Origin of the sequence: Clavibacter michiganensis, assembly GCF_016907085.1 — a bacterium.
Classification (GTDB): Bacteria; Actinomycetota; Actinomycetes; order Actinomycetales; family Microbacteriaceae; genus Clavibacter; species Clavibacter michiganensis_O.
Genome location: NZ_JAFBBJ010000001.1, coordinates 1,818,047 through 1,842,962, shown reverse-complemented (window position 1 = coordinate 1,842,962; position 24,916 = coordinate 1,818,047). Strand labels below are relative to the sequence as shown.

36 protein-coding genes are annotated in these 24,916 nt (G+C 69.8%); 35 read left to right on the top strand and 1 reads right to left on the bottom strand.

What is annotated here, in order from left to right; translation table 11 throughout:
* Positions 1–14: 14 nt before the first annotated feature.
* From tuf to map, 25 genes are all read left to right on the top strand, one after another.
* Entirely contained in the window at positions 15–1,208 is a 1,194-nt protein-coding gene (gene tuf, locus JOE38_RS08470) for an elongation factor Tu (protein WP_012039309.1), read from the top strand.
* Positions 1,209–1,357: 149 nt separating this feature from the next.
* Positions 1,358–2,326, top strand: coding sequence for a DNA topoisomerase IB (locus tag JOE38_RS08465; protein ID WP_204575709.1), 969 nt, complete (start codon positions 1,358–1,360; stop codon positions 2,324–2,326).
* A gap of 440 nt (positions 2,327–2,766) precedes the next feature.
* Positions 2,767–3,075: a 30S ribosomal protein S10 gene (rpsJ, locus tag JOE38_RS08460; RefSeq protein WP_012039307.1), complete on the top strand. Its 309-nt coding sequence runs from the start codon at positions 2,767–2,769 to the stop codon at positions 3,073–3,075.
* An 8-nt stretch (positions 3,076–3,083) separates the two neighbouring features.
* Complete coding sequence (rplC, locus tag JOE38_RS08455) at positions 3,084–3,737, top strand: 50S ribosomal protein L3 (protein ID WP_045529624.1); 654 nt, start codon at positions 3,084–3,086, stop codon at positions 3,735–3,737.
* A gap of 2 nt (positions 3,738–3,739) precedes the next feature.
* Positions 3,740–4,396 (top strand): 50S ribosomal protein L4, encoded by a 657-nt coding sequence (rplD, locus tag JOE38_RS08450; RefSeq protein WP_043584322.1) that lies wholly within the window; start codon positions 3,740–3,742, stop codon positions 4,394–4,396.
* Positions 4,393–4,692 carry a 50S ribosomal protein L23 gene (gene rplW / locus JOE38_RS08445; protein WP_012039304.1) on the top strand — a complete coding sequence of 100 codons (300 nt, stop codon included), beginning with the start codon at positions 4,393–4,395 and terminating at the stop codon, positions 4,690–4,692. The genes rplD and rplW overlap by 4 nt, the downstream gene beginning before the upstream one ends.
* Positions 4,693–4,714: 22 nt before the next feature.
* On the top strand, positions 4,715–5,554 hold the full coding sequence (gene rplB, locus JOE38_RS08440) for a 50S ribosomal protein L2 (protein ID WP_043668798.1): 840 nt from the start codon (positions 4,715–4,717) through the stop codon (positions 5,552–5,554).
* Positions 5,555–5,566: 12 nt separating this feature from the next.
* Positions 5,567–5,848: a 30S ribosomal protein S19 gene (gene rpsS, locus JOE38_RS08435; protein ID WP_012039302.1), complete on the top strand. Its 282-nt coding sequence runs from the start codon at positions 5,567–5,569 to the stop codon at positions 5,846–5,848.
* Positions 5,849–5,873: 25 nt separating this feature from the next.
* Entirely contained in the window at positions 5,874–6,266 is a 393-nt protein-coding gene (gene rplV, locus JOE38_RS08430; protein WP_012039301.1) for a 50S ribosomal protein L22, read from the top strand.
* A complete protein-coding gene (gene rpsC / locus JOE38_RS08425; protein WP_012039300.1) occupies positions 6,266–7,063 on the top strand; it encodes a 30S ribosomal protein S3 in 798 nt (265 codons plus the stop codon). Before rplV ends, rpsC begins: the two co-directional genes overlap by 1 nt.
* A gap of 2 nt (positions 7,064–7,065) precedes the next feature.
* Positions 7,066–7,485, top strand: a complete 420-nt coding sequence (gene rplP, locus JOE38_RS08420) for a 50S ribosomal protein L16 (protein WP_012039299.1) — start codon at positions 7,066–7,068, stop codon at positions 7,483–7,485.
* Positions 7,485–7,811: a 50S ribosomal protein L29 gene (rpmC, locus tag JOE38_RS08415; RefSeq protein WP_204575707.1), complete on the top strand. Its 327-nt coding sequence runs from the start codon at positions 7,485–7,487 to the stop codon at positions 7,809–7,811. The genes rplP and rpmC overlap by 1 nt, the downstream gene beginning before the upstream one ends.
* A gap of 2 nt (positions 7,812–7,813) precedes the next feature.
* Positions 7,814–8,110: a 30S ribosomal protein S17 gene (gene rpsQ / locus JOE38_RS08410; RefSeq protein ID WP_012039297.1), complete on the top strand. Its 297-nt coding sequence runs from the start codon at positions 7,814–7,816 to the stop codon at positions 8,108–8,110.
* A gap of 27 nt (positions 8,111–8,137) precedes the next feature.
* The gene (gene rplN, locus JOE38_RS08405; protein WP_012039296.1) at positions 8,138–8,506 is read left to right on the top strand and encodes a 50S ribosomal protein L14; all 369 of its coding nucleotides are present in this window, start codon (positions 8,138–8,140) and stop codon (positions 8,504–8,506) included.
* A gap of 2 nt (positions 8,507–8,508) precedes the next feature.
* The gene (gene rplX / locus JOE38_RS08400) at positions 8,509–8,868 is read left to right on the top strand and encodes a 50S ribosomal protein L24 (protein WP_015491186.1); all 360 of its coding nucleotides are present in this window, start codon (positions 8,509–8,511) and stop codon (positions 8,866–8,868) included.
* 2 nt (positions 8,869–8,870) lie between these two features.
* Positions 8,871–9,467, top strand: coding sequence for a 50S ribosomal protein L5 (gene rplE, locus JOE38_RS08395; protein WP_204575705.1), 597 nt, complete (start codon positions 8,871–8,873; stop codon positions 9,465–9,467).
* A gap of 137 nt (positions 9,468–9,604) precedes the next feature.
* Positions 9,605–10,003, top strand: a complete 399-nt coding sequence (rpsH, locus tag JOE38_RS08390) for a 30S ribosomal protein S8 (protein WP_012039293.1) — start codon at positions 9,605–9,607, stop codon at positions 10,001–10,003.
* A gap of 4 nt (positions 10,004–10,007) precedes the next feature.
* Complete coding sequence (gene rplF / locus JOE38_RS08385; protein ID WP_015491184.1) at positions 10,008–10,544, top strand: 50S ribosomal protein L6; 537 nt, start codon at positions 10,008–10,010, stop codon at positions 10,542–10,544.
* Positions 10,545–10,546: 2 nt separating this feature from the next.
* On the top strand, positions 10,547–10,918 hold the full coding sequence (rplR, locus tag JOE38_RS08380; protein ID WP_012039291.1) for a 50S ribosomal protein L18: 372 nt from the start codon (positions 10,547–10,549) through the stop codon (positions 10,916–10,918).
* Positions 10,919–10,953: 35 nt separating this feature from the next.
* Positions 10,954–11,619 carry a 30S ribosomal protein S5 gene (gene rpsE, locus JOE38_RS08375; protein WP_012039290.1) on the top strand — a complete coding sequence of 222 codons (666 nt, stop codon included), beginning with the start codon at positions 10,954–10,956 and terminating at the stop codon, positions 11,617–11,619.
* On the top strand, positions 11,619–11,801 hold the full coding sequence (gene rpmD / locus JOE38_RS08370) for a 50S ribosomal protein L30 (protein WP_012039289.1): 183 nt from the start codon (positions 11,619–11,621) through the stop codon (positions 11,799–11,801). The genes rpsE and rpmD overlap by 1 nt, the downstream gene beginning before the upstream one ends.
* Complete coding sequence (rplO, locus tag JOE38_RS08365; RefSeq protein ID WP_015491182.1) at positions 11,801–12,376, top strand: 50S ribosomal protein L15; 576 nt, start codon at positions 11,801–11,803, stop codon at positions 12,374–12,376. Before rpmD ends, rplO begins: the two co-directional genes overlap by 1 nt.
* 125 nt (positions 12,377–12,501) lie before the next feature.
* Positions 12,502–13,824: a preprotein translocase subunit SecY gene (gene secY / locus JOE38_RS08360; protein ID WP_012039287.1), complete on the top strand. Its 1,323-nt coding sequence runs from the start codon at positions 12,502–12,504 to the stop codon at positions 13,822–13,824.
* Entirely contained in the window at positions 13,821–14,423 is a 603-nt protein-coding gene (locus JOE38_RS08355) for an adenylate kinase (protein ID WP_204575703.1), read from the top strand. Before secY ends, JOE38_RS08355 begins: the two co-directional genes overlap by 4 nt.
* Positions 14,424–14,427: 4 nt before the next feature.
* Entirely contained in the window at positions 14,428–15,264 is an 837-nt protein-coding gene (gene map / locus JOE38_RS08350) for a type I methionyl aminopeptidase (RefSeq protein ID WP_204575701.1), read from the top strand.
* Positions 15,265–15,311: 47 nt separating this feature from the next.
* Here map and JOE38_RS08345 read toward each other — a convergent pair whose 3' ends face one another.
* A complete protein-coding gene (locus JOE38_RS08345; protein WP_204575700.1) occupies positions 15,312–17,300 on the bottom strand; it encodes a BglG family transcription antiterminator in 1,989 nt (662 codons plus the stop codon).
* A 210-nt stretch (positions 17,301–17,510) separates the two neighbouring features.
* On the opposite strand from JOE38_RS08345, the gene JOE38_RS08340 reads away from it, so the two are divergent.
* From JOE38_RS08340 to rpsK, 10 genes are all read left to right on the top strand, one after another.
* On the top strand, positions 17,511–17,891 hold the full coding sequence (locus JOE38_RS08340) for a PTS sugar transporter subunit IIB (protein ID WP_204575698.1): 381 nt from the start codon (positions 17,511–17,513) through the stop codon (positions 17,889–17,891).
* 94 nt (positions 17,892–17,985) lie between these two features.
* Positions 17,986–18,252, top strand: coding sequence for an HPr family phosphocarrier protein (locus tag JOE38_RS08335; protein ID WP_012039282.1), 267 nt, complete (start codon positions 17,986–17,988; stop codon positions 18,250–18,252).
* Positions 18,249–19,919 (top strand): phosphoenolpyruvate--protein phosphotransferase, encoded by a 1,671-nt coding sequence (ptsP, locus tag JOE38_RS08330; protein WP_204575696.1) that lies wholly within the window; start codon positions 18,249–18,251, stop codon positions 19,917–19,919. The genes JOE38_RS08335 and ptsP overlap by 4 nt, the downstream gene beginning before the upstream one ends.
* Before the next feature lie 119 nt (positions 19,920–20,038).
* A complete protein-coding gene (locus JOE38_RS08325; RefSeq protein WP_204575694.1) occupies positions 20,039–21,568 on the top strand; it encodes a PTS mannitol transporter subunit IICB in 1,530 nt (509 codons plus the stop codon).
* 110 nt (positions 21,569–21,678) lie between these two features.
* Positions 21,679–22,116 carry a PTS sugar transporter subunit IIA gene (locus tag JOE38_RS08320; RefSeq protein ID WP_204575692.1) on the top strand — a complete coding sequence of 146 codons (438 nt, stop codon included), beginning with the start codon at positions 21,679–21,681 and terminating at the stop codon, positions 22,114–22,116.
* Positions 22,113–23,282: a mannitol-1-phosphate 5-dehydrogenase gene (locus JOE38_RS08315; protein ID WP_204575690.1), complete on the top strand. Its 1,170-nt coding sequence runs from the start codon at positions 22,113–22,115 to the stop codon at positions 23,280–23,282. Before JOE38_RS08320 ends, JOE38_RS08315 begins: the two co-directional genes overlap by 4 nt.
* A gap of 242 nt (positions 23,283–23,524) precedes the next feature.
* A complete protein-coding gene (gene infA, locus JOE38_RS08310; protein ID WP_012039277.1) occupies positions 23,525–23,746 on the top strand; it encodes a translation initiation factor IF-1 in 222 nt (73 codons plus the stop codon).
* A gap of 72 nt (positions 23,747–23,818) precedes the next feature.
* Positions 23,819–23,932, top strand: coding sequence for a 50S ribosomal protein L36 (gene rpmJ, locus JOE38_RS08305; protein ID WP_012039276.1), 114 nt, complete (start codon positions 23,819–23,821; stop codon positions 23,930–23,932).
* A gap of 153 nt (positions 23,933–24,085) precedes the next feature.
* A complete protein-coding gene (rpsM, locus tag JOE38_RS08300; RefSeq protein ID WP_015491172.1) occupies positions 24,086–24,460 on the top strand; it encodes a 30S ribosomal protein S13 in 375 nt (124 codons plus the stop codon).
* Between the two features lie 44 nt (positions 24,461–24,504).
* Positions 24,505–24,903 (top strand): 30S ribosomal protein S11, encoded by a 399-nt coding sequence (rpsK, locus tag JOE38_RS08295; RefSeq protein WP_012039274.1) that lies wholly within the window; start codon positions 24,505–24,507, stop codon positions 24,901–24,903.
* Positions 24,904–24,916: the final 13 nt, after the last annotated feature.

Genomic DNA, 24,916 nt, shown 5'->3' with positions numbered 1-24,916 from the left:
GAGGAGGACCCACAGTGGGTAAGGCCAAGTTCGAGCGGACCAAGCCGCACGTCAACATCGGAACGATCGGTCACGTCGACCACGGCAAGACGACGCTGACGGCAGCGATCTCCAAGGTCCTGGCGGACAAGTACCCGTCGGCGACCAACGTGCAGCGCGACTTCGCGTCCATCGACTCCGCTCCCGAGGAGCGCCAGCGCGGCATCACGATCAACATCTCGCACGTCGAGTACGAGACGCCCAAGCGTCACTACGCTCACGTCGACGCCCCGGGTCACGCTGACTACATCAAGAACATGATCACCGGCGCGGCGCAGATGGACGGCGCGATCCTCGTGGTCGCCGCCACCGACGGCCCCATGGCCCAGACGCGCGAGCACGTGCTGCTCGCGAAGCAGGTCGGCGTGCCGTACCTGCTCGTCGCGCTCAACAAGTCGGACATGGTCGACGACGAGGAGATCCTCGAGCTCGTCGAGCTCGAGGTCCGCGAGCTGCTCTCCAGCCAGGACTTCGACGGCGACAACGCCCCCGTCGTCCAGGTCTCCGGCCTCAAGGCGCTCGAGGGCGACGAGAAGTGGGTCGAGCAGATCGTCAAGCTCATGGACGCGGTCGACGAGTCCATCCCGGAGCCCGTCCGCGACAAGGACAAGCCGTTCCTCATGCCCGTCGAGGACGTCTTCACGATCACCGGTCGTGGCACCGTCGTCACGGGTCGCGCCGAGCGCGGCACCCTCGCCATCAACTCGGACGTCGAGATCGTGGGCATCCGTCCCACCGTCAAGACCACCGTCACGGGCATCGAGATGTTCCACAAGCAGCTCGACGAGGCCTGGGCCGGCGAGAACTGCGGTCTCCTGCTCCGCGGCACCAAGCGCGAGGACGTCGAGCGCGGCCAGGTCATCGTCAAGCCGGGTTCGGTCACGCCGCACACGGACTTCGAGGGCACCGCGTACATCCTCTCCAAGGAGGAGGGCGGGCGTCACAACCCGTTCTACGCGAACTACCGTCCGCAGTTCTACTTCCGCACCACCGACGTCACCGGCGTCATCACCCTGCCCGAGGGCACCGAGATGGTCATGCCCGGCGACACCACCGACATGAACGTCGCGCTGATCCAGCCGATCGCCATGGAGGAGGGCCTCGGCTTCGCCATCCGCGAGGGTGGCCGCACCGTCGGCGCCGGCACGGTCACGAAGATCGTCAAGTAGCACCCAGCTCCACCAGCACCACCTCCGACAGGGTCGGGCCGTCATGGCCCGGCCCTGTCGGCCGTTAACGCGCGGTGAGGTGTCACGGCTGGCCGGGAGCCTTCGCATCGTGCCCTAACCGATGGCGGCACAGCGCGTAGGTTCGATCAATGGTCAGACTCCGGCGCAGCGACGCCACCGGCAAGGGCTACACGCGCAAGAGGGCCGGGAAGGGCTGGACCTACCTCGACGCCGACGGGAACCGGGTCACCGACAAGTCGCTGCGCGCGCGGATGGAGCACCTGGGGATCCCGCCCGCGTGGACCGACGTCTGGATCGCGCCCTACGAGAACGGCCACGTGCAGGCCACGGGCATGGACAGCGCCGGGCGGCGGCAGTACATCTACCACCCGACCTGGCGCGAGCAGAAGGACCGGATCAAGTTCGACCGCTCGCTGCAGCTGGCCGAGTCGCTCCCGTCCGCGCGTCGTCAGGTGACGATGCACCTCCGCCAGGACGGCTTCACGCGCGAGCGCGCGCTGGCCGCCGGCTTCCGCATGCTCGACACGGGCAGCCTCCGCGTCGGCAGCGAGCGCTACACCGAGTCGAACGGCAGCCACGGGCTGTCGACGCTGCTGTGCTCCCACGTCACCGTGCACGAGGACACCGTGCACCTCGAGTTCCCCGCGAAGAGCGGGCAGGAGTGGTCGAGCGACATCCGCGACCACGACCTCGTCCAGGTCGTCGGGGGTCTGCAGGAACGCGGTCCGAACGCGCGGCTGCTGGCCTACGAGGACGACGGCGAGTGGCATCCGCTCGGCGCTGCCGACATCAACGACTACGTGCGGGAGCGGACGGGCGGCGAGTTCACCGCGAAGGACTTCCGCACCCTGCACGGCACGGTCGCCGCGGCGATCAGCCTGGCGAAGCACGGGCCCGAGGCGACCAAGGGCAAGCGGCAGCGGGCGCTCGCGCAGGCGTACCGCGACGCCGCCGAGGTGCTCAGCAACACCCCGACCATCGCGAAGAACAGCTACGTGGATCCGCGGCTCGTCGACGAGTACGTGCACGGCCGCACGATCGACCCGCAGCGCCTCGCGTCGGGGGAGACGGAGCTGCGGAACCTGCTGTTCCGGTGACGGGGACGGGGCCTCGACGCCGCCGGCGGGAGGCGCCGCGAGCCCCGGAATCACGGGGGAGTGGACGCGACACGCCCGGGTTGCACGCATGGCCGGACTATGACAAACTCGTCTAGTTCAACATTCCGACGCACGCCGCCCTGCGCGCGAGACGTCGGATCACTGCCAGGCAGTGCATAGCCGCCCGGAGCGCTCGTCGCTCCCTGGGCAGGTTAGGCCGCGGGCAGCAGAGCAGAAGCACACGACACCCACCGGATGAGCACCGCTCGTCCGCGCCCGCATGCGGGCGGGTGCACGAGCTGCCCGAGGCCGCGTCCCACGATGCGCGCCCGGGTGCACCACGGATGGGGCGCGCCACGAGGCCGGGCCATCCGAGCGAGGGACACACGCGTCCAATACGGTCCGAGGCCGCATGACGCACGAAAGAGAGAGAGTCACACATGGCGGGACAGAAGATCCGCATCCGACTTAAGTCGTACGACCACTCGGTCATCGACTCCTCGGCCCGGAAGATCGTCGACACGGTGACCCGCGCGGGCGCCACGGTCGTCGGCCCGGTGCCGCTGCCCACGGAGAAGAACGTGATCTGCGTGATCCGTTCCCCCCACAAGTACAAGGACAGCCGCGAGCACTTCGAGATGCGCACGCACAAGCGTCTGATCGACATCGTCGACCCGACGCCGAAGGCGGTCGACTCGCTCATGCGACTCGACCTCCCGGCCGACGTCAACATCGAGATCAAGCTCTAAGGGAACCCATGTCTACCGCTAACAGGACTTTCACCGGTCTGCTCGGCACGAAGCTGGGCATGACGCAGGTGTGGGACGAGAACAACAAGCTCATCCCCGTGACCGTCGTGCAGATCACCCCGAACGTCGTCACCCAGGTGCGCACGCCCGAGGTCGACGGCTACGGCGCCATCCAGATCGCCTACGGCCAGATCGACCCCCGCAAGGCCGACAAGCCGAGCACCGGCCACTTCGAGAAGGCCGGCGTCACGCCGCGCCGCCACCTCACCGAGGTCCGCACGGCCGACTTCGCCGAGTACGCGCTCGGCCAGGAGATCACGGTCGGCGCCTTCGAGCCCGGCTCCAAGGTCGACGTCGTCGGCACCAGCAAGGGCAAGGGCTTCGCCGGCGTCATGAAGCGCCACAACTTCAAGGGCGTCTCGGCCTCGCACGGTTCGCACCGCAACCACCGCAAGCCCGGCTCCATCGGCGCCTCCTCGACCCCCAGCCGTGTCTTCAAGGGCATGCGCATGGCCGGTCGCATGGGCGGCGAGCGCGTCACCGTGCTGAACCTCGTCGTCCACAGCGTGGACGCCGAGAAGGGCCTCCTGCTCGTCAAGGGCGCAGTGCCCGGCGCGCGTGGCCGCATCGTCTTCGTCCGCAACGCAGTGAAGGGGAAGTAGTCATGGCTACCGACACCCAGCTCGACGTCCTCGACGCGACCGGTGCAGTCACCGGCTCCGTCGACCTGCCCGCGTCGCTGTTCGACGTGCAGACCAACGTCCCGCTCATCCACCAGGTCGTCGTCGCCCAGCTCGCCGCGGCGCGCCAGGGAACGCACAAGACCAAGGGACGCGGCGAGGTCTCCGGCGCCGGCCGCAAGCCGTTCAAGCAGAAGGGAACCGGTCGCGCTCGTCAGGGCTCGATCCGCGCCCCCCAGATGACCGGCGGTGGCATCGTCCACGGACCCACGCCCCGCAACTACTCGCAGCGCACCCCCAAGAAGATGATCGCCGCGGCTCTGCTCGGCGCCCTCTCCGACCGCGCGCGCGGCGCCCGCCTCCACGTCATCGAGAGCCTCTCCGCCGGAGACGTCCCCTCGACGAAGACCGTGGTCGCGCTGCTCGAGGGCATCGCCACGAGCAAGCACGTCCTCATCGTCCTGGAGCGCACCGACGAGGTCAGCCTCCGCAGCGTGCGCAACATCCCGACGGTCCACGTGCTGTCCTACGACCAGCTCAACGCGTACGACGTGCTCGTGAGCGACGACATCGTCTTCACGAAGGGCGCGTTCGACGCGTTCGTCGAGTCGAAGACGGCCAAGGAAGAGGTTGCCGCATGAGCGCCACCCAGAAGGACCCCCGCGACATCATCATCGCGCCGGTCGTCTCCGAGAAGAGCTACGGCCTGATCGACCAGGGCAAGTACACGTTCATCGTGGACCCCCGCTCGAACAAGACCGAGATCAAGCTCGCGATCGAGAAGATCTTCGGCGTGCAGGTCGCGTCGGTCAACACGCTCAACAAGCAGGGCAAGACCCGCCGGACCAAGTTCGGGATGGGCAAGCGCAAGGACACCAAGCGCGCCATCGTCTCCCTCAAGTCGGGCTCCATCGACATCTTCACGACTGTCGGCTGAGACCGGGACTAGGAAAACACCAATGGCTATTCGCAAGTACAAGCCCACGACCCCGGGTCGTCGCGGTTCGTCCGTCGCCGACTTCGTGGAGATCACGCGCTCGACGCCCGAGAAGTCGCTGCTCCGCCCGCTCTCCAAGACCGGTGGCCGCAACAACCAGGGTCGGATCACGACCCGTCACATCGGTGGTGGCCACAAGCGCCAGTACCGCGTGATCGACTTCAAGCGCAACGACAAGGACGGCGTCATCGCGACCGTCGCCCACATCGAGTACGACCCCAACCGCACGGCGCGCATCGCGCTCCTGCACTTCATCGACGGCACGAAGCGCTACATCCTCGCGCCGAACAAGCTGAAGCAGGGCGACAAGATCGAGTCGGGCGCCACGGCCGACATCAAGCCCGGCAACAACCTGCCGCTGCGCAACATCCCGACGGGTACCGTCATCCACGCCATCGAGCTCCGCCCCGGCGGCGGCGCGAAGATGGCCCGCTCCGCCGGCGCCTCCGTGCGCCTCGTGGCGAAGGACGGCCCCTACGCCCAGCTGCGCCTGCCCTCCGGCGAGATCCGCAACGTCGATGCGCGCTGCCGCGCGACCATCGGCGAGGTCGGCAACGCCGAGCAGTCGAACATCAACTGGGGCAAGGCCGGCCGCATGCGCTGGAAGGGCGTCCGCCCGACCGTCCGCGGTGTCGCGATGAACCCGGTCGACCACCCGCACGGTGGTGGTGAGGGCAAGACCTCCGGTGGTCGCCACCCGGTCAGCCCGTGGGGCCAGAAGGAAGGCCGCACGCGCCACATCAACAAGCCCAGCGACAAGCTCATCGTTCGCCGCCGCAACGCCGGCAAGAAGCGCAAGTAGGAGTTGTAGAAGATGCCACGCAGTCTGAAGAAGGGCCCCTTCGTCGACGACCACCTGCTCCGCAAGGTGATCTCGGCGAACGAGGCCAGCAGCAAGAACGTGATCAAGACCTGGTCGCGCCGCTCGATGATCATCCCGGCGATGCTGGGTCACACCATCGCGGTGCACGACGGTCGCAAGCACGTCCCCGTGTTCGTCACGGAGTCCATGGTCGGCCACAAGCTCGGCGAGTTCGCTCTCACGCGCACCTTCCGCGGCCACGTGAAGGACGACAAGAAGGGTCGTCGCCGCTAACGCGGCGACGAGAAGGAGGAGAGAAATGGTGGAGTCGATCGCACGCGTGCGTCACATCCGCGTCACCCCCCAGAAGGCCCGTCGCGTCGTGGACATGATCCGTGGCAAGCAGGCCGAGGAGGCCCTGGCCATCCTGAAGTTCGCGCCGCAGGGCGCGAGCGAGCCGATCTACAAGCTGGTGGCCTCGGCCATGGCGAACGCGCGGGTCAAGGCCGACGCGTCCAACAGCTTCCTCGCGGAGCAGGACCTCTACATCGCCAAGGCGTTCGTGGACGAGGGCACCACCCTCAAGCGGTTCCAGCCCCGCGCACAGGGTCGCGCATTCCGTATCAACAAGCGCACCAGCCACATCACGGTCGTCCTCGCGACGCCGGATGAGGCGGACGTGGCGACGACCACGAAGAAGGCGAGCAAGTAATGGGACAGAAGGTCAACCCGTACGGGTTCCGTCTCGGGATCACGACCGACCACGTGTCGCGTTGGTTCTCGGACAGCACGAAGAAGGGGCAGCGTTACAGCGACTACGTCGCCGAGGACGTGCGCATCCGCACCATGCTCAAGACGAGCCTCGACCGCGCCGGTGTGGCGCGCATCGAGATCGAGCGCACCCGTGACCGTGTCCGCGTGGACATCTACACGGCGCGTCCCGGCATCGTCATCGGCCGCCGCGGCGTCGAGGCCGAGCGCATCCGCGCCGACCTCGAGAAGCTCACGGGCAAGCAGATCCAGCTGAACATCCTCGAGGTGAAGAACCCCGAGGCCGAGGCGCAGCTGGTCGCCCAGGGCATCGCCGAGCAGCTCGCGGGTCGTGTGGCGTTCCGCCGCGCGATGCGCAAGGGCCTGCAGGGCGCGCAGCGCGCCGGCGCCAAGGGCGTCCGCATCCAGGTCTCGGGCCGCCTCGGCGGCGCCGAGATGAGCCGGTCGGAGTTCTACCGCGAGGGCCGCGTGCCGCTGCACACCCTCCGCGCGAACATCGACTACGGCTTCTACGAGGCCCGCACCTCCTTCGGCCGCATCGGCGTGAAGGTCTGGGTCTACAAGGGCGACATCACGAACAAGGATCTCGCTCGGGAGCAGGCGAACCAGAAGTCGTCGCGCCCGGAGCGTCGTAACGACCGTTCCGACGGTCGAACCGGAGATCGCCGCACCAACGCGCCGCGCACCGCGCCGGCCGCCGAGGCAGCGCCGGTCGCCGCAGCAGGAGTTGAGGCGTAACCATGTTGATCCCCCGCAAGGTCAAGCACCGCAAGCAGCACCACCCGGGTCGTACCGGCCACGCGACCGGCGGCACCGTCGTCTCGTTCGGCGAGTACGGCATCCAGGCCCTCACGCCCGCCTACGTGACCAACCGCCAGATCGAGTCCGCTCGAATCGCCATGACGCGTCACGTCAAGCGCGGCGGGAACGTGTACATCAACATCTTCCCGGACCGCCCGCTCACCAAGAAGCCCGCCGAGACCCGCATGGGTTCCGGAAAGGGCTCGGTCGAGTGGTGGGTCGCCAACGTCAAGCCGGGTCGCGTGCTCTTCGAGCTCTCCGGCGTCGACGAGGCCACGGCGCGCGAGGCGCTCACCCGGGCCATCCACAAGCTGCCCCTCAAGGCACGCATCATCAAGCGCGAGGAAGGCGACGCATAATGGCGATCGGTTCCAAGGAGCTCGCCCCCGTCGAGCTGGACACTTTCGAGGACGAGCGACTCGTCGAAGAGCTGAAGAAGGCCAAGGAGGAGCTGTTCAACCTGCGCTTCCAGTCGGCCACCGGTCAGCTCGACAGCCACGGCCGCCTCCGCGCGGTCAAGCGCGACATCGCTCGGATCTACACGGTCATCCGCGAGCGCGAGCTGGGCATCCGTGCCACGCCCGCCCCCGTCGAGCTCCCCGAGAAGCCCGAGAAGAAGAAGGCGACGAAGAAGGCCGCGAAGGCCGACGACGCCGCCGTCACCGAGAAGGCTGAGGAGGCTTGATCATGGCGAACGCCGAAGAGAAGAACACGGCTGACACCGCGACGGCCGACCGCGGCTACCGCAAGTCCCGTCGTGGCTACGTCACCAGCGACAAGATGGACAAGACCATCGTCGTCGAGGTCGAGGACCGCGTGAAGCACCCGCTGTACGGCAAGGTCATCCGCCGCACCTCCAAGGTCAAGGCGCACGACGAGGCGAACACCGCCGGCATCGGCGACCTGGTCCTGATCAACGAGACCCGTCCCCTCAGCGCCTCCAAGCGCTGGCGCCTGGTCGAGATCCTCGAGAAGGCCAAGTAGCCCCGGCTGCTTGGATAAGGAGCAACAGTGATTCAGCAGGAATCCCGCCTCAAGATCGCGGACAACACGGGTGCCAAGGAGATCTTGACCATCCGCGTGCTCGGTGGCTCGGGTCGCCGCTACGCCGGTCTCGGTGACGTCATCGTCGCGACCGTCAAGGACGCGATCCCCGGCGGAAACGTCAAGAAGGGCGAGGTCGTCAAGGCCGTCATCGTCCGCACCAAGAAGGAGACGCGCCGTCCCGACGGCTCGTACATCAAGTTCGACGAGAACGCCGCCGTCATCCTGAACAGCAACGGGGAGCCCCGCGGCACCCGCATCTTCGGACCGGTGGGCCGCGAGCTCCGGGACAAGAAGTTCATGAAGATCATCTCGCTGGCACCGGAGGTCATTTAGTCATGGCGAACATCAAGAAGGGTGACCTCGTTCAGGTCATCACGGGTCGCACGCAGGCCAAGGGCGGCGACCGGGGCAAGCAGGGCCGCGTCCTGTCCGTCCTGGTCGAGCGCAACCGCGTCGTCGTCGAGGGCGTGAACTTCGTCACGAAGCACGTCCGCGTCGGCCAGACGCAGCGCGGCTCCAAGACGGGCGGCATCGAGACCGTCGAGGCGCCCATCCACATCTCCAACGTCGCGCTCGTCGACCCCGAGTCCAAGAAGCCCACGCGAGTCGGCTTCCGGACCGAGCAGGTCGAGAAGGACGGGGTCTCCAAGACCGTCCGCGTCCGCTACGCCAAGAAGTCAGGTAAGGACCTCTAGCAATGACCGACACCGCAACCGCTGGCACGGCCGAGAGCACGCCGCTCCCGCGCCTGAAGCAGAAGTACCGCACCGAGATCGTCAGCCAGCTGACCGCTGATCTCGGCTTCACGAACGTGCACCAGGTGCCCGGGCTCACGAAGATCGTCGTGAACATGGGCGTCGGCGACGCGGCTCGCGACGGCAAGATCATCGACGGCGCGGTCGCCGACCTCACCAAGATCACGGGCCAGAAGCCGCAGGTCACGAAGGCCCGCAAGTCGATCGCCCAGTTCAAGCTGCGTGAGGGCCAGGCCATCGGCACCCACGTGACGCTGCGCGGCGACCGCATGTGGGAGTTCCTCGACCGCCTGCTGTCCCTCGCCCTGCCCCGCATCCGCGACTTCCGCGGGCTCAGCCCGAAGCAGTTCGACGGCAACGGCAACTACACGTTCGGTCTCAACGAGCAGTCCATGTTCCACGAGATCGACCAGGACCGCATCGACCGGGTCCGCGGCATGGACATCACGGTCGTCACGACCGCTCGGACGGACGACGAGGGACGCGCGCTGCTCAAGGCGCTCGGCTTCCCGTTCCAGACGCCCGAGAACACGCCGTAGCACGCACCACCGCATCACCCGCACGACCAGCACCACCGCACGATCGGCGCCGGGCACCTCCGCCCGGCGCCGCCACCACCACAGGTCGTCATCCGTGTCCGGATGAACGAAACCAGGCGAGAGAGGCACCACCAGTTATGACAATGACCGACCCGGTCGCCGACATGCTGACCCGACTCCGGAACGCGAACTCCGCGCACCACGACACGGTCTCCATGCCGCACTCCAAGCTCAAGTCGCACATCGCCGACATCCTCAAGTCCGAGGGCTTCATCGCCGGCTGGGACGTCGCGGACGCCCGCGTCGGCCAGACGCTGACGCTCAGCCTCAAGTTCGGTCCCGACCGCGAGCGCTCCATCCGGGGCATCAAGCGCGTGTCGAAGCCCGGACTGCGCGTGTACGCGAAGTCCGCGGAGATCCCCCAGGTCCTCGGTGGCCTCGGGGTCGCCATCCTGTCCACCTCCTCGGGGCTCCTCACGGACCGCCAGGCTGCGAAGAAGGGCGTGGGTGGGGAAGTCCTCGCCTACGTGTGGTAACGCCATGTCACGTATCGGAAGACTCCCCATCGACGTCCCCGCAGGGGTCGACGTCGCCGTCGACGGCCAGCTCGTCACGGTGAAGGGCCCGAAGGGCGAGCTCAGCCTCACCGTCGCGCAGCCCATCCGCGCCGAGGTCCAGGACGGGCAGGTGCTCGTCACCCGTCCGGACGACGAGCGCGAGTCGCGCTCGCTCCACGGCCTCACGCGCAGCCTCATCGCGAACAACATCGTCGGCGTCACCACCGGCTACACCAAGGGCCTCGAGATCGTCGGCACGGGTTACCGCGTCGCGCTCAAGGACAAGGGCGTCGAGTTCGCGCTCGGCTTCTCCCACCCGGTGTACGTCGAGGCGCCCGCGGGCATCAGCTTCACCGTCGAGGGCGTCAACAAGATGACCGTCGTCGGCATCGACAAGCAGCTCGTCGGCGAGACGGCCGCCAACATCCGCAAGATTCGCAAGCCCGAGCCCTACAAGGGCAAGGGCGTCCGCTACGCCGGCGAGAACGTTCGCCGCAAGGCCGGAAAGAGTGGTAAGTGATCATGGCTCTCGGAGTTAGAGGAAAAAGCAAGTCCGCCGCCCGCGGCCGCAGGCACGCACGCCTGCGCAAGAAGGTCGAGGGCACCGAGCTGCGTCCGCGCCTGGTCGTCACCCGTTCGGCCCGTCACGTCTTCGTGCAGGTCGTCGACGACAGCCGTGGTCACACCGTCGCGTCCGCGTCGACCCTCGAGGCCGACATGCGCACGTTCGACGGCGACAAGACCGCCAAGTCGCGCAAGGTCGGCGAGCTCGTCGCCGAGCGCGCCAAGGCGGCCGGCGTGGAGAGCGTCGTATTCGATCGTGGTGGCAACCGCTACGCAGGACGCGTCGCGGCCATCGCCGAAGGAGCTCGAGAGGGTGGTCTGAGCCTGTGAGCGCAGCCGAGAACAACAACAAGGAGCCCGAGGTCGTGGCAGTGGCGGAGACGCCCGTCGAGACCGCGGCGTCCACCGCACCCGCGCAGAACGAGGGCCGTGAGGGCCGTCGTGGCGGACGCGACCGGAACCAGGGCGGCCGCGACAGCCGCGGTGGCCGTGATGCCGACAAGAGCCAGTTCCTGGAGCGCGTCGTCACCATCAACCGCGTGTCCAAGGTCGTCAAGGGCGGTCGTCGCTTCAGCTTCACCGCGCTCGTGATCGTCGGAGACGGCAACGGACTGGTGGGCGTCGGCTACGGCAAGGCCCGCGAGGTCCCGACCGCCATCTCCAAGGGCGTCGAGGAGGCGAAGAAGAACTTCTTCCGCGTCCCCCGCATCGGCCTGACGATCCCGCACGCCGTGCAGGGTGAGGCATCCGCCGGAGTCGTCCTCCTGCGCCCCGCGTCCGCGGGTACCGGCGTCATCGCCGGTGGCCCCGTCCGCGCGGTGCTCGAGTGCGCCGGCATCCACGACGTGCTGAGCAAGTCGCTCGGCTCGTCGAACACGATCAACATCGTGCACGCCACGGTCGAGGCGCTCAAGCAGCTCGAGGAGCCGCGCGCCGTCGCAGCCCGTCGTGGGCTCGAGCTGGAGCAGGTCGTCCCGGCCCGCATCCTCCGCGCCCAGCGTGCCGAGGCCGACGCGAAGGCAGGTGTCTGATGGCTCAGCTCCGAGTGACGCAGATCAAGTCCAAGATCAGCGAGAAGCAGAACCAGCGCGACACCCTGCGGAGCCTCGGGCTCCGTCGCATCGGTGCCGTGGTGGTCCGTGAGGACAACGCCCAGAACCGCGGGTACGTGAACACCGTGGCGCACCTGGTCAAGGTGGAGGAGATCGACTGATGGCTGAGAAGAACGAGTCGGCCGAGACGCCCGTGAAGGCGCCCAAGGCCGCACCGAAGAAGACCGCGAAGGCCCCTGCGGCCGCCGCCGCTTCCGCTGAGACGACCACGGTCGGCCAGACGGAGACGGTCAAGCGCGAGCAGGTCCTCAAGGTCCACCACCTCCGTCCCGCCGCCGGGGCCAAGAAGGCACGCCAGCGTGTCGGCCGCGGTGAGGGCTCGAAGGGCAAGACCGCGGGTCGTGGCACCAAGGGCACGAAGGCCCGCTACACGGTCCGCGTCGGCTTCGAGGGTGGGCAGATGCCGCTGCACATGCGCACCCCGAAGCTCCGCGGGTTCAAGAATCCGTTCCGCGTCGAGTACCAGGTCGTGAACCTGGAGAAGCTCGCCGTGCTCTACCCCGACGGCGGCGACGTCACCACGAGCGACCTGGTCGCCAAGGGTGCCGTGCGCAAGAACGAGAAGGTCAAGGTCCTCGGGGACGGCGACATCTCGGTTAAGCTGACGGTTGCTGTCGACAAGGTCTCCGGCTCCGCTGCGGAGAAGATCGTCGCAGCAGGCGGCTCCGTCAAGTAGCACTTCAGGACGCAACGGCAGGGGCGGTCGGGAAACCGACCGCCCCTGCCGGCACCTGGGGCCGCATCGGGTCGGCCCGACCCCCGCCTCCCGGCGGACCTCCCACAGAAAGCAGGACACCCTCCGTGTTGAGCGCCGTCGTCAGGATCTTCCGCACCCCCGATCTGCGTCGCAAGATCGGGTTCACGCTGGGCATCATCGCCCTCTTCCGCCTCGGATCCTTCATCCCGGCGCCGTTCGTCGACTTCGCCAACGTGCAGTCGTGCCTCGCGGCCAACCAGGGCACCTCGGGCCTCTACGAGCTCGTCAACCTCTTCAGCGGCGGGGCGCTGCTGAAGCTCTCCATCTTCGCGCTGGGCATCATGCCGTACATCACGGCGTCGATCATCGTCCAGCTGCTCCGCGTGGTCATCCCGCACTTCGACACCCTCTACAAGGAGGGCCAGTCCGGCCAGGCCAAGCTCACGCAGTACACGCGCTACCTCACGATCGCCCTCGCGGTGCTCCAGTCCACGACGCTCATCACGGTCGCGCGCAGCGGTGCGCTCTTCGGCCAGACCAACGTCAGCGCCTGCACGCAGCTCGTCACGAACGACGCCTGGTACGCGATCATGCTCATGGTCATCACGATGACCGCCGGCACCGGCCTCATCATGTGGATGGGCGAGCTCATCACCGAGCGCGGCATCGGCAACGGCATGTCGCTCCTCATCTTCACGTCGGTCGCGGCCGCGTTCCCGACCTCGCTCATCGCGATCCAGCAGAGCCGCGGCTGGGAGGTCTTCCTCCTGGTGATCGCCGTCGGGCTCCTCGTCGTCGCCGCCGTCGTCTACGTCGAGCAGTCGCAGCGCCGCATCCCCGTTCAGTACGCCAAGCGCATGGTCGGGCGCCGCACCTACGGCGGCAACAACACCTACATCCCCATCAAGGTGAACATGGCCGGCGTCGTGCCCGTCATCTTCGCGTCGTCGCTGCTGTACCTGCCCGCGCTCGTCGCGCAGTTCAACCAGCCGCCCGTCGGCCAGCCGCCGGCGCCGTGGGTGCAGTGGATCACCGACAACCTCACGACGGGCGACCACCCGCTCTACATGGCGATGTACTTCCTCCTCATCGTCGGCTTCACGTACTTCTACGTCGCCATCACCTTCAACCCGGAGGAGGTCGCCGACAACATGAAGAAGTACGGCGGCTTCATCCCCGGCATCCGCGCGGGACGCCCGACGGCCGAGTACCTCGACTACGTGCTCACGCGCATCACGCTGCCGGGCTCGCTGTACCTCGGCCTCATCGCGCTCCTGCCGCTCATCGCCCTGTCGCTCGTCGGCGCGAACCAGAACTTCCCGTTCGGCGGCGCGAGCATCCTGATCGTGGTCGGCGTCGGCCTCGAGACGGTGAAGCAGATCGACTCGCAGCTGCAGCAGCGGCACTACGAGGGGCTGCTCAAGTGACCCGGCTCCTGATCGTCGGCCCTCCCGGCGCGGGCAAGGGCACGCAGGCGAAGCGCATCGCGGCGGAGCACGGCATCCCCGACATCTCCACCGGCGACATCTTCCGCCAGAACATCAAGGACGGCACGGAGCTCGGCCAGCAGGTGCAGGCGCTCGTGGACGCGGGCAACTACGTCCCCGACGAGCTCACCAACAGCCTCGTCACCGCGCGCCTCCAGGAGGAGGACGCGCAGGGGGGCTTCCTGCTCGACGGCTACCCGCGCACGCTCGACCAGGTCGCGTACCTGGAGGAGCTGCTGCAGGGCTGGGGCCAGGAGCTCGACGCCGTGATCCAGCTCGTCGCCGACGAGGAGGAGGTCGTCTCGCGCCTCACCCGCCGCGCGGCCGAGCAGGGGCGCGCCGACGACGGCGAGGACGAGATCCGGCACCGCCAGGAGGTCTACGTCCGCGAGACGAGCCCCCTCATCGACGTGTACCGCGGTCGCGGGCTGCTCGTCGAGGTCGACGGGCTGGGCGAGGTCGACGAGGTCGCCGAGCGCATCCGCACCGCCCTCGCGGGTCGCGGCGTCCGTCCCTCCTCCGACGCCGGCCGCGCGTAGCGCCATGGGCGCGCTCCGTCGCACGCCGGGGATCTACAAGACCCCGGACGAGATCCGCCGCATGGTCGCGCCCGGCCTCGCGACCGCCGCGTCGCTCGACGCCGTGCGCGAGCTCATCGCCCCGGGCGTCACGACGGGCGAGCTCGACGCGGCAGCCGACGCCGCGATCCGCGCGCTCGGCGGCCACTCCAACTTCCAGCTCGTGCCGGGGTACCGCCACACGGTGTGCGTCTCCGTCAACGACGAGGTCGTCCACGGCATCCCCGGCGACCGCGTGCTGCAGCCGGGCGACATCGTCTCGGTGGACAGCGGCGCGGAGATCGACGGCTGGAACGGCGACTCGGCCATGACGGTCGTCGTGCCGGATCCCGCGCGCCCCGACGTCGTCGAGGCCCGCGAGCGGCTGTCCCGCGTCACCGAGGACTCGCTCTGGGCGGGCATCGCCCGGCTCGCGACCGCGTCGCACCTCAACGAGGTGGGCGAGGCCGTCGAGGAGAGCGTCGAGGCGGCAGGCGCCTTCGGCATCGTCATGGACTACACCGGCCATGGCATCGGCCGGAGCATGCACGAGGATCCGCCGGTGTTCAACTACCGCGTGCGCGGCAAGGGCCCCGCGGTGAAGCCCGGGCTCGTCGTCGCGATCGAGCCGATGATCACCGACGGCGAGGCGGAGACGCGCGTCCTCGACGACGACTGGACCGTGGCCACGGTCGACGGCAGCATGGCCTCGCACTGGGAGCACTCGGTCGCGGTGCACGCCCGCGGGATCTGGGTGCTCACGCTCGCCGACGGCGGGGCGTCGCGCCTCGTGCCGCTCGGCGTCACGCCCGTCGCGCCCTGATCTCCGCGCCCGCCTGATCCGGCCGGACGCCCGCGCGGTTCGCCCGGTCAGGTGTCCATGACGTGCACGAGCTCCTCGATGAAGGAGCCGTGCGATCCCGACGCCCGCATGATCGCCTGCACGTCGCGGTGGTCGGAGAACACCTCGACGAACTGGTCGAAGACGTGCTGGAAGCTCGTGCGTCCGCTCGCGCTGAATGCCACGAGCGCGACGACGTGCACGCGGTTGCCGCCCCACTGCATCGCCTCGTCGTTGACCACGATGGCGATGGCGGTCCGGTGCGCGGTCATGGCGAGCGAGTGCGGCACCGCGAGCGTGTCGGTGAACGCCGTCGACGACAGGCGCTCGCGCTCGATGGCGCCGTCGATGTACTCGGGCTCGATGATGCCCTGCTCCACCATCCGCTGGCCGAGGAGCCGGATCACCGCCTCCTCGTCGGGCGCGTGCAGGTCGCGGAAGAACAGCGACTCGTCGAGGAAGCGGAGCAGGTCGTGCTTCATGGAGCTGCGGCGCGCGTGCCGGCGGACGCGGGCGACGGCCCGGCGGATCGCCTCGATGTCGTCGGGCGTCGGCAGGGGCTGGACCACCACGACGTCATCGCCGGGCGGACGCGTGCCGGTGGCGTCGATCACGAGCTGCACGCCGAGGGCGCCCGCGTCGACGTCGGTGCGCGTGACCACCGCGTCCACGCTGATGTCGGCCCCGAGCGCCTGCTCGATGCGCTGCCGCATGATCTGGTGCAGGTCGTAGTAGTTCGGGCACACGAGCGCGCACGCGACCCGGTCGTCGCGCCGGGCGACGCGCTCCCGGTGGGATCCGACGTGCAGGGCGATGTACGCGATCTCGTCGTCGTTGATCGCGATCCCGCGTCGCCGCTGCACCTCGCTCGCGATGAACACCGCTATCTCGTACGTCATCGGGTAGGAGGTCTTGATGGAGCGGGCCAGCGGGTTGCGGGAGAAGGAGCGGTCGGCGGCGCGGGCGACGAGGTTGCCGAGGTGCAGCGAGAAGCGCACCGTGAAGTCCTCGTCCTCGAGGTCGACCAGGTACTCCTGCTTCACGCGGCGCACGATGGCGCGCACGACGTCGAGGTCGCTCTCGACGACGTGCTCGCGCATCACGGTGGCCAGCGACTGCTCGTTGCCGGGGGTGACGACGCGCGTGCGGACGAGGAGCGCGAGGTAGGCGACGTCGCCGGCGGGCACCGGCACGTCGAAGTGGGCGTCGAGGAGACGGGCCAGCACGGCGCGGATCGCGAGGGCGGTGGGGTCGGGGGAGGGCGCGGCCGTCGCCGCGTCGACGGAGGCCGCATGCTCGTGCGTGTCGTCGAGCGCGTCGTCCATGACGGGATCCGCGCCCGAGTCCGTCCGCCGCGGCGCCCGCGTCAGCCGGTCGACCGCGATCGCCACGTGCAGCAGCACGTTGTCGACGCCGTACTCGTTGACGAAGAAGCCGCCCGCGGTCAGCTCGCGGACGAGGTCCGTCTTGAACGCGCGGAGCGAGTCGGACGCGAACTCCCGCTGCACGGTCTCGAGCGGCAGGAAGCCCTGCGCGCTCTCGTCGCGGAACATGCGCGACAGCAGCCGGCGGAAGTCGCGCTCCGAGCCCTCGAGCACGACGGCGGATCCGGTGCGGCGGAGGGCGAGACCCGCGTCCTCGACGAGCGCGCGCACCTTGCGGAGGTCGGCCTCGACCGTGGACTCGCTCACGTGCAGCTCGTCCGCGAGCGCGAAGACGTCGAGGCCGGCGGGCGCGTCGCCGAGGCGGCGGACGAGGGCGTGCAGGCGGTCGCGAGGCGTGCCCTGCGGGTCGCCGCCCGAGCGCGTCCCGAGGTGGCGGGCGTAGCTGCCGGCGTCGATCCGGTAGCCGTCGGGGGAGGAGGCGATGGCCACGGTCGAGCGCTCCCGCACGGCCGTGACGTAGTTGCGGACGCTGCGCGTGGTGACCCCGAGCCGGTCCGCGAGCTCGCCGGCCTCGACCCAGCGGTCGGCCGTGGACAGGTAGTCCAGCAGCCGCTCCTGGTTCTCGCTCAGCATGGTCGTCTCCCTGCGCGGCGGCGCGCGTCCCCGGGCGGCGGACGGAGCCTGCCGCTCTCGGAGACGAGTCAACCATCCGCACCCGCCCGAGAAGCCCGCGGGAGCGCCCGCCGGCCTCGTCTTCCTACCCCGCGGAAGCGGATCTGCTGGCACCGGCGACCTCCCGCGGAGCACGATGGGACGACCAGCGACGACGCGAGGAGGCACAGCATGACCGGGAGGATCCTCGTCGTCTGCGGCTCCGGCGCATCCAGCACCTTCCTCGCCCAGCGCCTCCGCGCGCTCGCCGAGGCCGACGGGCTCGAGATCGAGGCGGTCGCCGGATCCCTCGACCAGGTGCGCCTCGACGCCGCCGGCATGGACGTCGTCCTCCTCGGCGCCCACCTCGCCGACCGCCTCGACGCCGTGCGCGAGGCCGCCGCCGACGAGGGCGCGACCGCGGTGCTCCTCGACGCCGACGCCGCGCGTCCCGAGGGCGCGCGGGCCGCGCTCGACCGGGCCCTCGCCGCCATGCGCCAGGGCGCCCGCTCGCTCCGCCGCGCGCCGGGACTGCACGGCCGTCCCCTCGGCGGATCCCCGCCCGTCGCCTGATCACCGGCGCCCGCGCCGACACCGCACGACCCGCACGACCGCACGACGACCGCCCACCAGGGCCCCGACGACGGGGCCGACCGAAGGAGCCACCATGGCAGAACGCACCGTCACCATCGCCTCGTCGCACGGGCTGCACGCCCGCCCCGCCTCGCTGTTCACGCAGGCCGCCGCGAAGGCCGGGATCCCCGTGCAGCTCGCCAAGGGCGACCGCAGCGTCAACGCCGCGAGCATCCTCGGCGTGATCTCCCTGGGCGTCGACACGGGCGACGAGGTCGTCGTCTCCGCCGAGGGCGAGAACGCCGAGCAGGTCGTCACCGACCTCGCGACGCTCCTCGAGTCCGACCTGGACGCCGCATGAGCTCCCGCACCCTGAACGGCATCGGCATCGGCCGGGGATCCGCCGTCGGACCCGTCATCCGGATGCCCGACCCGCTGCCCGAGCCCGCCGACACCCCGAGCGCCCTGACCGCCGACGAGGAGCGCATCCGCGTGAGCGCGTCGCTCGCCGCGACGGCCGCCGACATCCGCATCCGCGGGGAGAAGGCCGGCGGCGCCGCGAAGGACGTCCTCGAGGCGCAGGCGTTCATGGCCGAGGACCCGACCCTCGTCGACGACATCACCGCGCGTCTCGCGACCGGCCGCACGGCCGAGCGCGCCGTGCACGAGGCCTTCGCCGGCTTCCGCGACCTGCTCCTCAGCATGGGCGGCTACATGGGCGAGCGCGCCACCGACCTCGACGACGTCTCGCAGCGCGTCGTCGCGCACCTGCAGGGCGTCGCCGCCCCCGGCGTGCCGGATCCCGACCACGCGTTCGTCCTTGTCGCGCGCGACCTCGCGCCCGCCGACACCGCGCTCCTCGACCTCGACAAGGTCCTCGCCCTCATCACGACCGACGGCGGACCCACCTCGCACACGGCGATCCTCGCCCGCGAGAAGGCGATCGTCGCGGTCGTCGGCGTGGCCGAGGCGAAGGACCTCGCCGACGGCGAGACCGTCGTGGTCGACGCGCTCACGGGCGCCGTCACCGTCGCGCCCACGCCGGAGGAGGAGTCCGCCGCGCGCGACGCCATCGCGGCGAGGAAGGCGCGCGTCGACCTGCCCACCGGCCCCGGCGCGCTCGCCGACGGCACCGCGATCCCGCTGCTCGCCAACCTCGGATCCGCCGACGGCGCGGCCGACGCGGTCGAGAAGGGCGCCGAGGGCGTCGGCCTCTTCCGCACCGAGTTCCTCTTCCTCGACGCCACGAGCGCGCCGACCGTCGACGAGCAGCGCGCGCACTACACGCGCCTGCTCGAGGCGTTCCCCGGGCAGAAGGTCGTCGTCCGCGCGCTCGACGCCGGCGCCGACAAGCCGCTGAGCTTCCTCAACGACGCCGACGAGGAGAACCCGGCCCTCGGGCTCCGCGGCCTCCGCGCGCTGCGGGCGAACGAGCAGATCCTCCGCGACCAGCTCACCGCGCTCGCGCAGGCCGACGCCGCCACCGAGGCCGACCTGTGGGTCATGGCGCCCATGGTCTCCACCGTCGAGGAGGCGCGCTACTTCACGGCGCTCGGCCGCGAGCTCGGCCTGAAGACCGTCGGCGTGATGGTGGAGGTGCCGTCCTCCGCGCTCCTCGCCGACCGGATCCTCGCCAACGCCGACTTCGCGAGCATCGGCACCAACGACCTGACGCAGTACACGCTCGCGGCCGACCGGCTGCTGGGATCCGTGGCCGCGTTCCAGGACCCGTGGCACCCCGCCGTCCTCCGCCTCGTGCAGGAGGTCGGCACCGCGGGCCGCGCGCTCGGCAAGCCGGTGGGCATCTGCGGCGAGGCCGCGGCCGACCCGCTCCTCGCCGTCGTGCTCGTCGGCCTCGGCGCCACCAGCCTCTCGATGTCGCCCGCGGCCCTCGCCGACGTGCGCGCCGAGCTCGCCCTCCACACGCGCGAGGAGGCGGAGGCCCTGGCCGCCGTCGCCCTCGCCGCCGACAGCGCCGTCGAGGCGCGCGCCGCGGTCACCGCGGCGTCGGCGCCCGTCACCGTCTGACCCGCACCACCGACCCGCACGGCCCTCTCCACCGCACCACCGCACCACCGCACATCCCCTCACCGCAGCACGGCGGGCCGCAGCAGGCCCGCCACCACCACGACAGGAGCACCACCCCCATGACGACGACGTCACCCACCCGCAGCACGGGACAGTCCGTGCGGCTCGGCGTGCAGAAGTTCGGCACGTTCCTCAGCGGCATGATCATGCCGAACATCGCGGCGTTCATCGCCTGGGGCCTGCTCACGGCCCTGTTCATCCCGGACGGCTACCTGCCCAACGAGCAGCTCGCCGGCCTCGTCGCGCCCGTGCTGTACTTCCTCCTCCCGCTGCTCATCGCCAACACCGGAGGCCGCATGGTCTACGACGCGCGCGGCGGCGTGGTCGCGAGCATCGCGACCATGGGCGTCATCGTCGGCACGGTGGGTACCCCGTACTTCGACGGCGGCAGCCCGATGTTCCTCGGCGCCATGATCACGGGCCCGCTCGCGGCGTACCTGCTGAAGGTCATCGAGCGCCTCTGGATCGACCGGATCCGCCCCGGCTTCGAGATGCTCGTCAACAACTTTTCCGCCGGCATCCTCGGCGCGATCTTCGCGATCGGCGCCTACTTCGGCCTCACCCCGGTGATCCGCGGCATCACGTCGGTCCTCGGCGGCGGCGTCGGGTTCCTCGTCGACAACGGCCTGCTGCCCCTCACGAGCATCGTGATCGAGCCCGCCAAGGTCCTGTTCCTCAACAACGCCATCAACCAGGGCATCCTCACCCCCCTCGGCACCGAGGAGGCGACCCGCACGGGCAAGAGCATCCTGTTCCTGCTCGAGGCGAACCCCGGCCCGGGCCTCGGCGTCCTCCTCGCGTTCACGATCTTCGGCGCGGGCGTCGCCCGCAGCACCGCCCCCGGCGCGATCCTCATCCAGTTCGTCGGCGGCATCCACGAGATCTACTTCCCGTACGTGCTGTCCAAGCCGCTCCTGTTCCTCGCGGTCATCGCGGGTGGCGCCTCGGGCGTCGCGACGAACGTCGCGTTCGGCTCCGGCCTCCGCGGTCCGGCCTCGCCCGGCAGCATCATCGCCGTGCTCGGCCAGACCGAGCGCAACAGCTTCCCCGGCGTGATCCTCTCGGTCCTCATCTCGGCGGCCGTCACCTTCGTCATCGCGGCGGTCATCCTCCGCACCGGCAAGAAGTCCGACGGCGACTTCGGCGCCGCGGTCGCCGCGACGCAGGCCAACAAGGGCAAGGAGTCCTCGATCCTGTCGGGCCTCGGCGCCGAGACCGGCACCGCGGGCACGGTCGGCGGCCTCGCCGACGGCGCGAACGCCACGGGCTCCGAGGGCGGCACGGCCACGGCCACCCGTATCCAGGACATCGTGTTCGCCTGCGACGCCGGCATGGGCTCGTCCGCCATGGGCGCCTCGGTCCTCCGCAACAAGATGAAGAAGGCCGGCCTCACCGAGGTCACGGTCGTCAACAAGGCGATCGCGGCCCTCGACGGCACGGCCGACCTCGTGATCACGCAGCGCGAGCTCACCGACCGCGCCCGCCAGAAGAGCCCGTCGTCCGAGCACGTCTCGGTCGACAACTTCATGAACTCGCCGCGCTACGACGAGATCGTGGAGCTGGTCCGGAAGCAGCGCTCGGACAGCTGATCACCCGGTCCGCCGCAGCGGCGGACCCCGCACCGCCGCACTCGCGGGGGCCAGGCCATGCTGGAAGGCACGGCCCGGCCCCCGCACCACGCACACACGTCAGGAGCACCATGTCGAACGTCCTCGAACCCGCCCAGATCCGCGTCGGAGGCACCGCGTCCTCCGTCGAGGAGGCCATCGCCGAGGCGGCGGGCATCCTCGTCGCCGCGGGCGCCGTCACCCCCGAGTACCAGGGGTACATGCTCGAGCGCGAGAAGAGCGTCTCCACCTACATGGGCAACCTCCTCGCCATCCCGCACGGCACCAACGAGGGCAAGGACACGATCCTCGACTCGGCGCTCTCCTTCGTGCGCTACGACACCCCCATCGACTGGGCGGGCAACGAGGTGCGCTTCGTCGTCGGCATCGCCGGCAAGGACAACGGCCACCTGGACATCCTCAGCAAGATCGCCATCATCTTCAGCGACGACGACGAGGTGCAGAAGCTCGTCGACGCCCCCGACGCCGAGGCGCTGTACGCCCTCCTGGCCGAGGTGAACGAGGCGTGAAGGCCGTCCACTTCGGCGCCGGCAACATCGGCCGCGGCTTCGTCGGGCTGATCCTGCACGAGGCCGGCTACGAGGTCGTGTTCGCCGACGTCAACGCCGAGCTCATCGGGCACCTGGCCTCCGCCGACTCCTACCGCGTCACCGAGGTCGGCCCGGACGCGCGCGACTGGACCGTCACGGGCTTCCGCGCGATCGACAGCGCGGCGGACGGCGAGGCGCTCATCGCCGAGATCGCGACGGCCGACGTCGTGACCACCGCGGTGGGCCCCAACATCCTCCGCTTCGTCGCGCCGGCGATCGCCGCGGGCCTCCGCGCGCGCTCCGCCGACCTCGGGCCCGTCGCCGTCATGGCGTGCGAGAACGCGATCAACGCGACGGACACCCTGCGCGCCGAGATCGAGAAGGCCCTCGGCGACGAGACGGACGCCCTCGACCGCGCTGTCTTCGCGAACACGGCCGTCGACCGCATCGTGCCGAACCAGGATCCCGCCGCGGGCCTCGACGTGACCGTCGAGGACTTCTCGGAGTGGGTCGTGGAGCGCACGCCGTTCGGCGACGCCGTTCCCGAGATCTCGGGCGCCACGTTCGTCGACGACCTAGCGCCTTACATCGAGCGCAAGCTCTTCACGGTGAACACCGGCCACGCCACCGTCGCGTACCACGGCTACGCGCGCGGCGCCGTGAGCCAGTCGGACGCGATGGCGATCCCCGAGGTCGCCGACGAGGTGCGTCGGGTGCTCGAGGAGACCAGCGCGCTGCTCGTCGCGAAGCACGGCCTCGACGAGGCCGAGCAGGCGGCGTACCGCCAGAAGAACCTCGCGCGCTTCGCCAACGCGGCGCTCGCGGACACCGTCGAGCGCGTCGGCCGCCAGCCGCTCCGCAAGCTCTCCCGCGAGGAGCGCTTCGTGGGTCCCGCGTCGCAGCTCGCCGAGCGCGGGCTGCCGCACGACGCCCTGGTGCGCGCGATGGGACAGGCGCTCCGCTTCGACCCGGCGGGCGACCCGCAGGCGCTCGAGCTGCAGGGGCTCCTCGCGACGGACACGGCCGCCGACCTCGTGCGCCGCGTGACGGGCCTCGACGACCAGCACCCGCTGACCGCCGACCTCGTCGCCGTCGTCGATGCCGCGCAGGCCGACCGCCGCAGCGCCCCGCGCCACCGGGCCTAGCCGGTACAGCGGCAGCAGCACGGGCACGGGCCGGACGGGCGACCGTCCGGCCCGTCGTGCGTCCCGCTAGCGCAGGATCCGCGGATCCGCCCGCGACACGCGGGGAGAATTGCGACACGCCCGGGGATGCCGTACTCTCGACCCTTGGTGCTCGGCCGCCTCCCGGCGTGCTCGGCATCTGCGTCTCACCATGATGCGCATCCGCACGAACAGCAGACACCACCTCTAGCGACAGTGAGTATATGGCCAAGAAAGACGGCGTCATCGAGATCGAAGGCGGAGTTGTCGAAGCTCTGCCGAACGCGATGTTCCGCGTTGAGCTGAGCAACGGGCACAAGGTCCTCGCCCACATCTCGGGCAAGATGCGTCAGCACTACATCCGCATCCTCCCCGAGGACCGCGTGATCGTGGAGCTGAGCCCGTACGACCTCACCCGCGGCCGGATCGTCTACCGCTACAAGTAGGCCTGCTGCACAAGGAACGGCCCCGCATCCGCGGCGGCACGAGGCCAGCGAGAACGAAAGCAAGGAAGCATCATGAAGGTCAACCCCAGCGTCAAGAGGATCTGCGAGAAGTGCAAGGTCATCCGACGCAACGGCCGCGTGCGCGTCATCTGCGACAACCCGCGCCACAAGCAGGTCCAGGGCTAGTCAGCACGACCGCACGGCACCACCGCACCACCTGAAGAAGAACGACAGCAGCGCCGGAAGCCGGGATCCTGAGGGATCCGGGGGACACCATCGGTCGGAGGCCGATGCACAGGCTCTGCTGCAGACCTCCACCCATCACCAGGAGAAGCCTCAATGGCACGTCTAGCAGGCGTCGACCTCCCGCGCGACAAGCGCGTCGAGATCGCACTCACGTACATCTACGGCGTCGGCCGCACCTCGAGCGTCAAGACCCTCGAGGACACCGGCATCGACAAGAACATCCGCGTCAAGGACCTGAGCGACGACCAGCTCATCGCCCTCCGCGACTACATCGACGGGAACTTCAAGGTGGAGGGCGACCTCCGCCGCGAGGTGGCCGCCGACATCCGACGCAAGGTCGAGATCGGCAGCTACGAGGGCATCCGCCACCGCCGCGGCCTCCCTGTCCACGGGCAGCGCACGAAGACCAACGCTCGCACCCGCAAGGGCCCGAAGCGCACCGTAGCCGGCAAGAAGAAGGCGCGCTAGGCCCTCGGCCCGCGCCTCGCCACCCGTAGACACAGGAGAATTCCATGGCAGCACCCAAGTCGGCCGTTCGCAAGCCGCGCCGCAAGGACAAGAAGAACATCGCCGTGGGCCAGGCCCACATCAAGAGCACCTTCAACAACACCATCGTCTCGATCACGGACCCGACCGGTGCCGTCATCAGCTGGGCGTCCTCGGGCGTCGTCGGCTACAACGGCTCGCGCAAGTCGACGCCGTTCGCCGCGCAGCTCGCCGCCGAGTCGGCCGCCCGCCAGGCGCAGGAGCACGGCATGAAGAAGGTCGACGTGTTCGTCAAGGGACCCGGCTCCGGCCGCGAGACCGCGATCCGCTCGCTCCAGGCCGCCGGCCTCGAGGTGGGCTCGATCAACGACGTCACCCCGCAGGCGCACAACGGCTGCCGCCCGCCCAAGCGCCGCCGCGTCTAGCTCGCGCTGATCG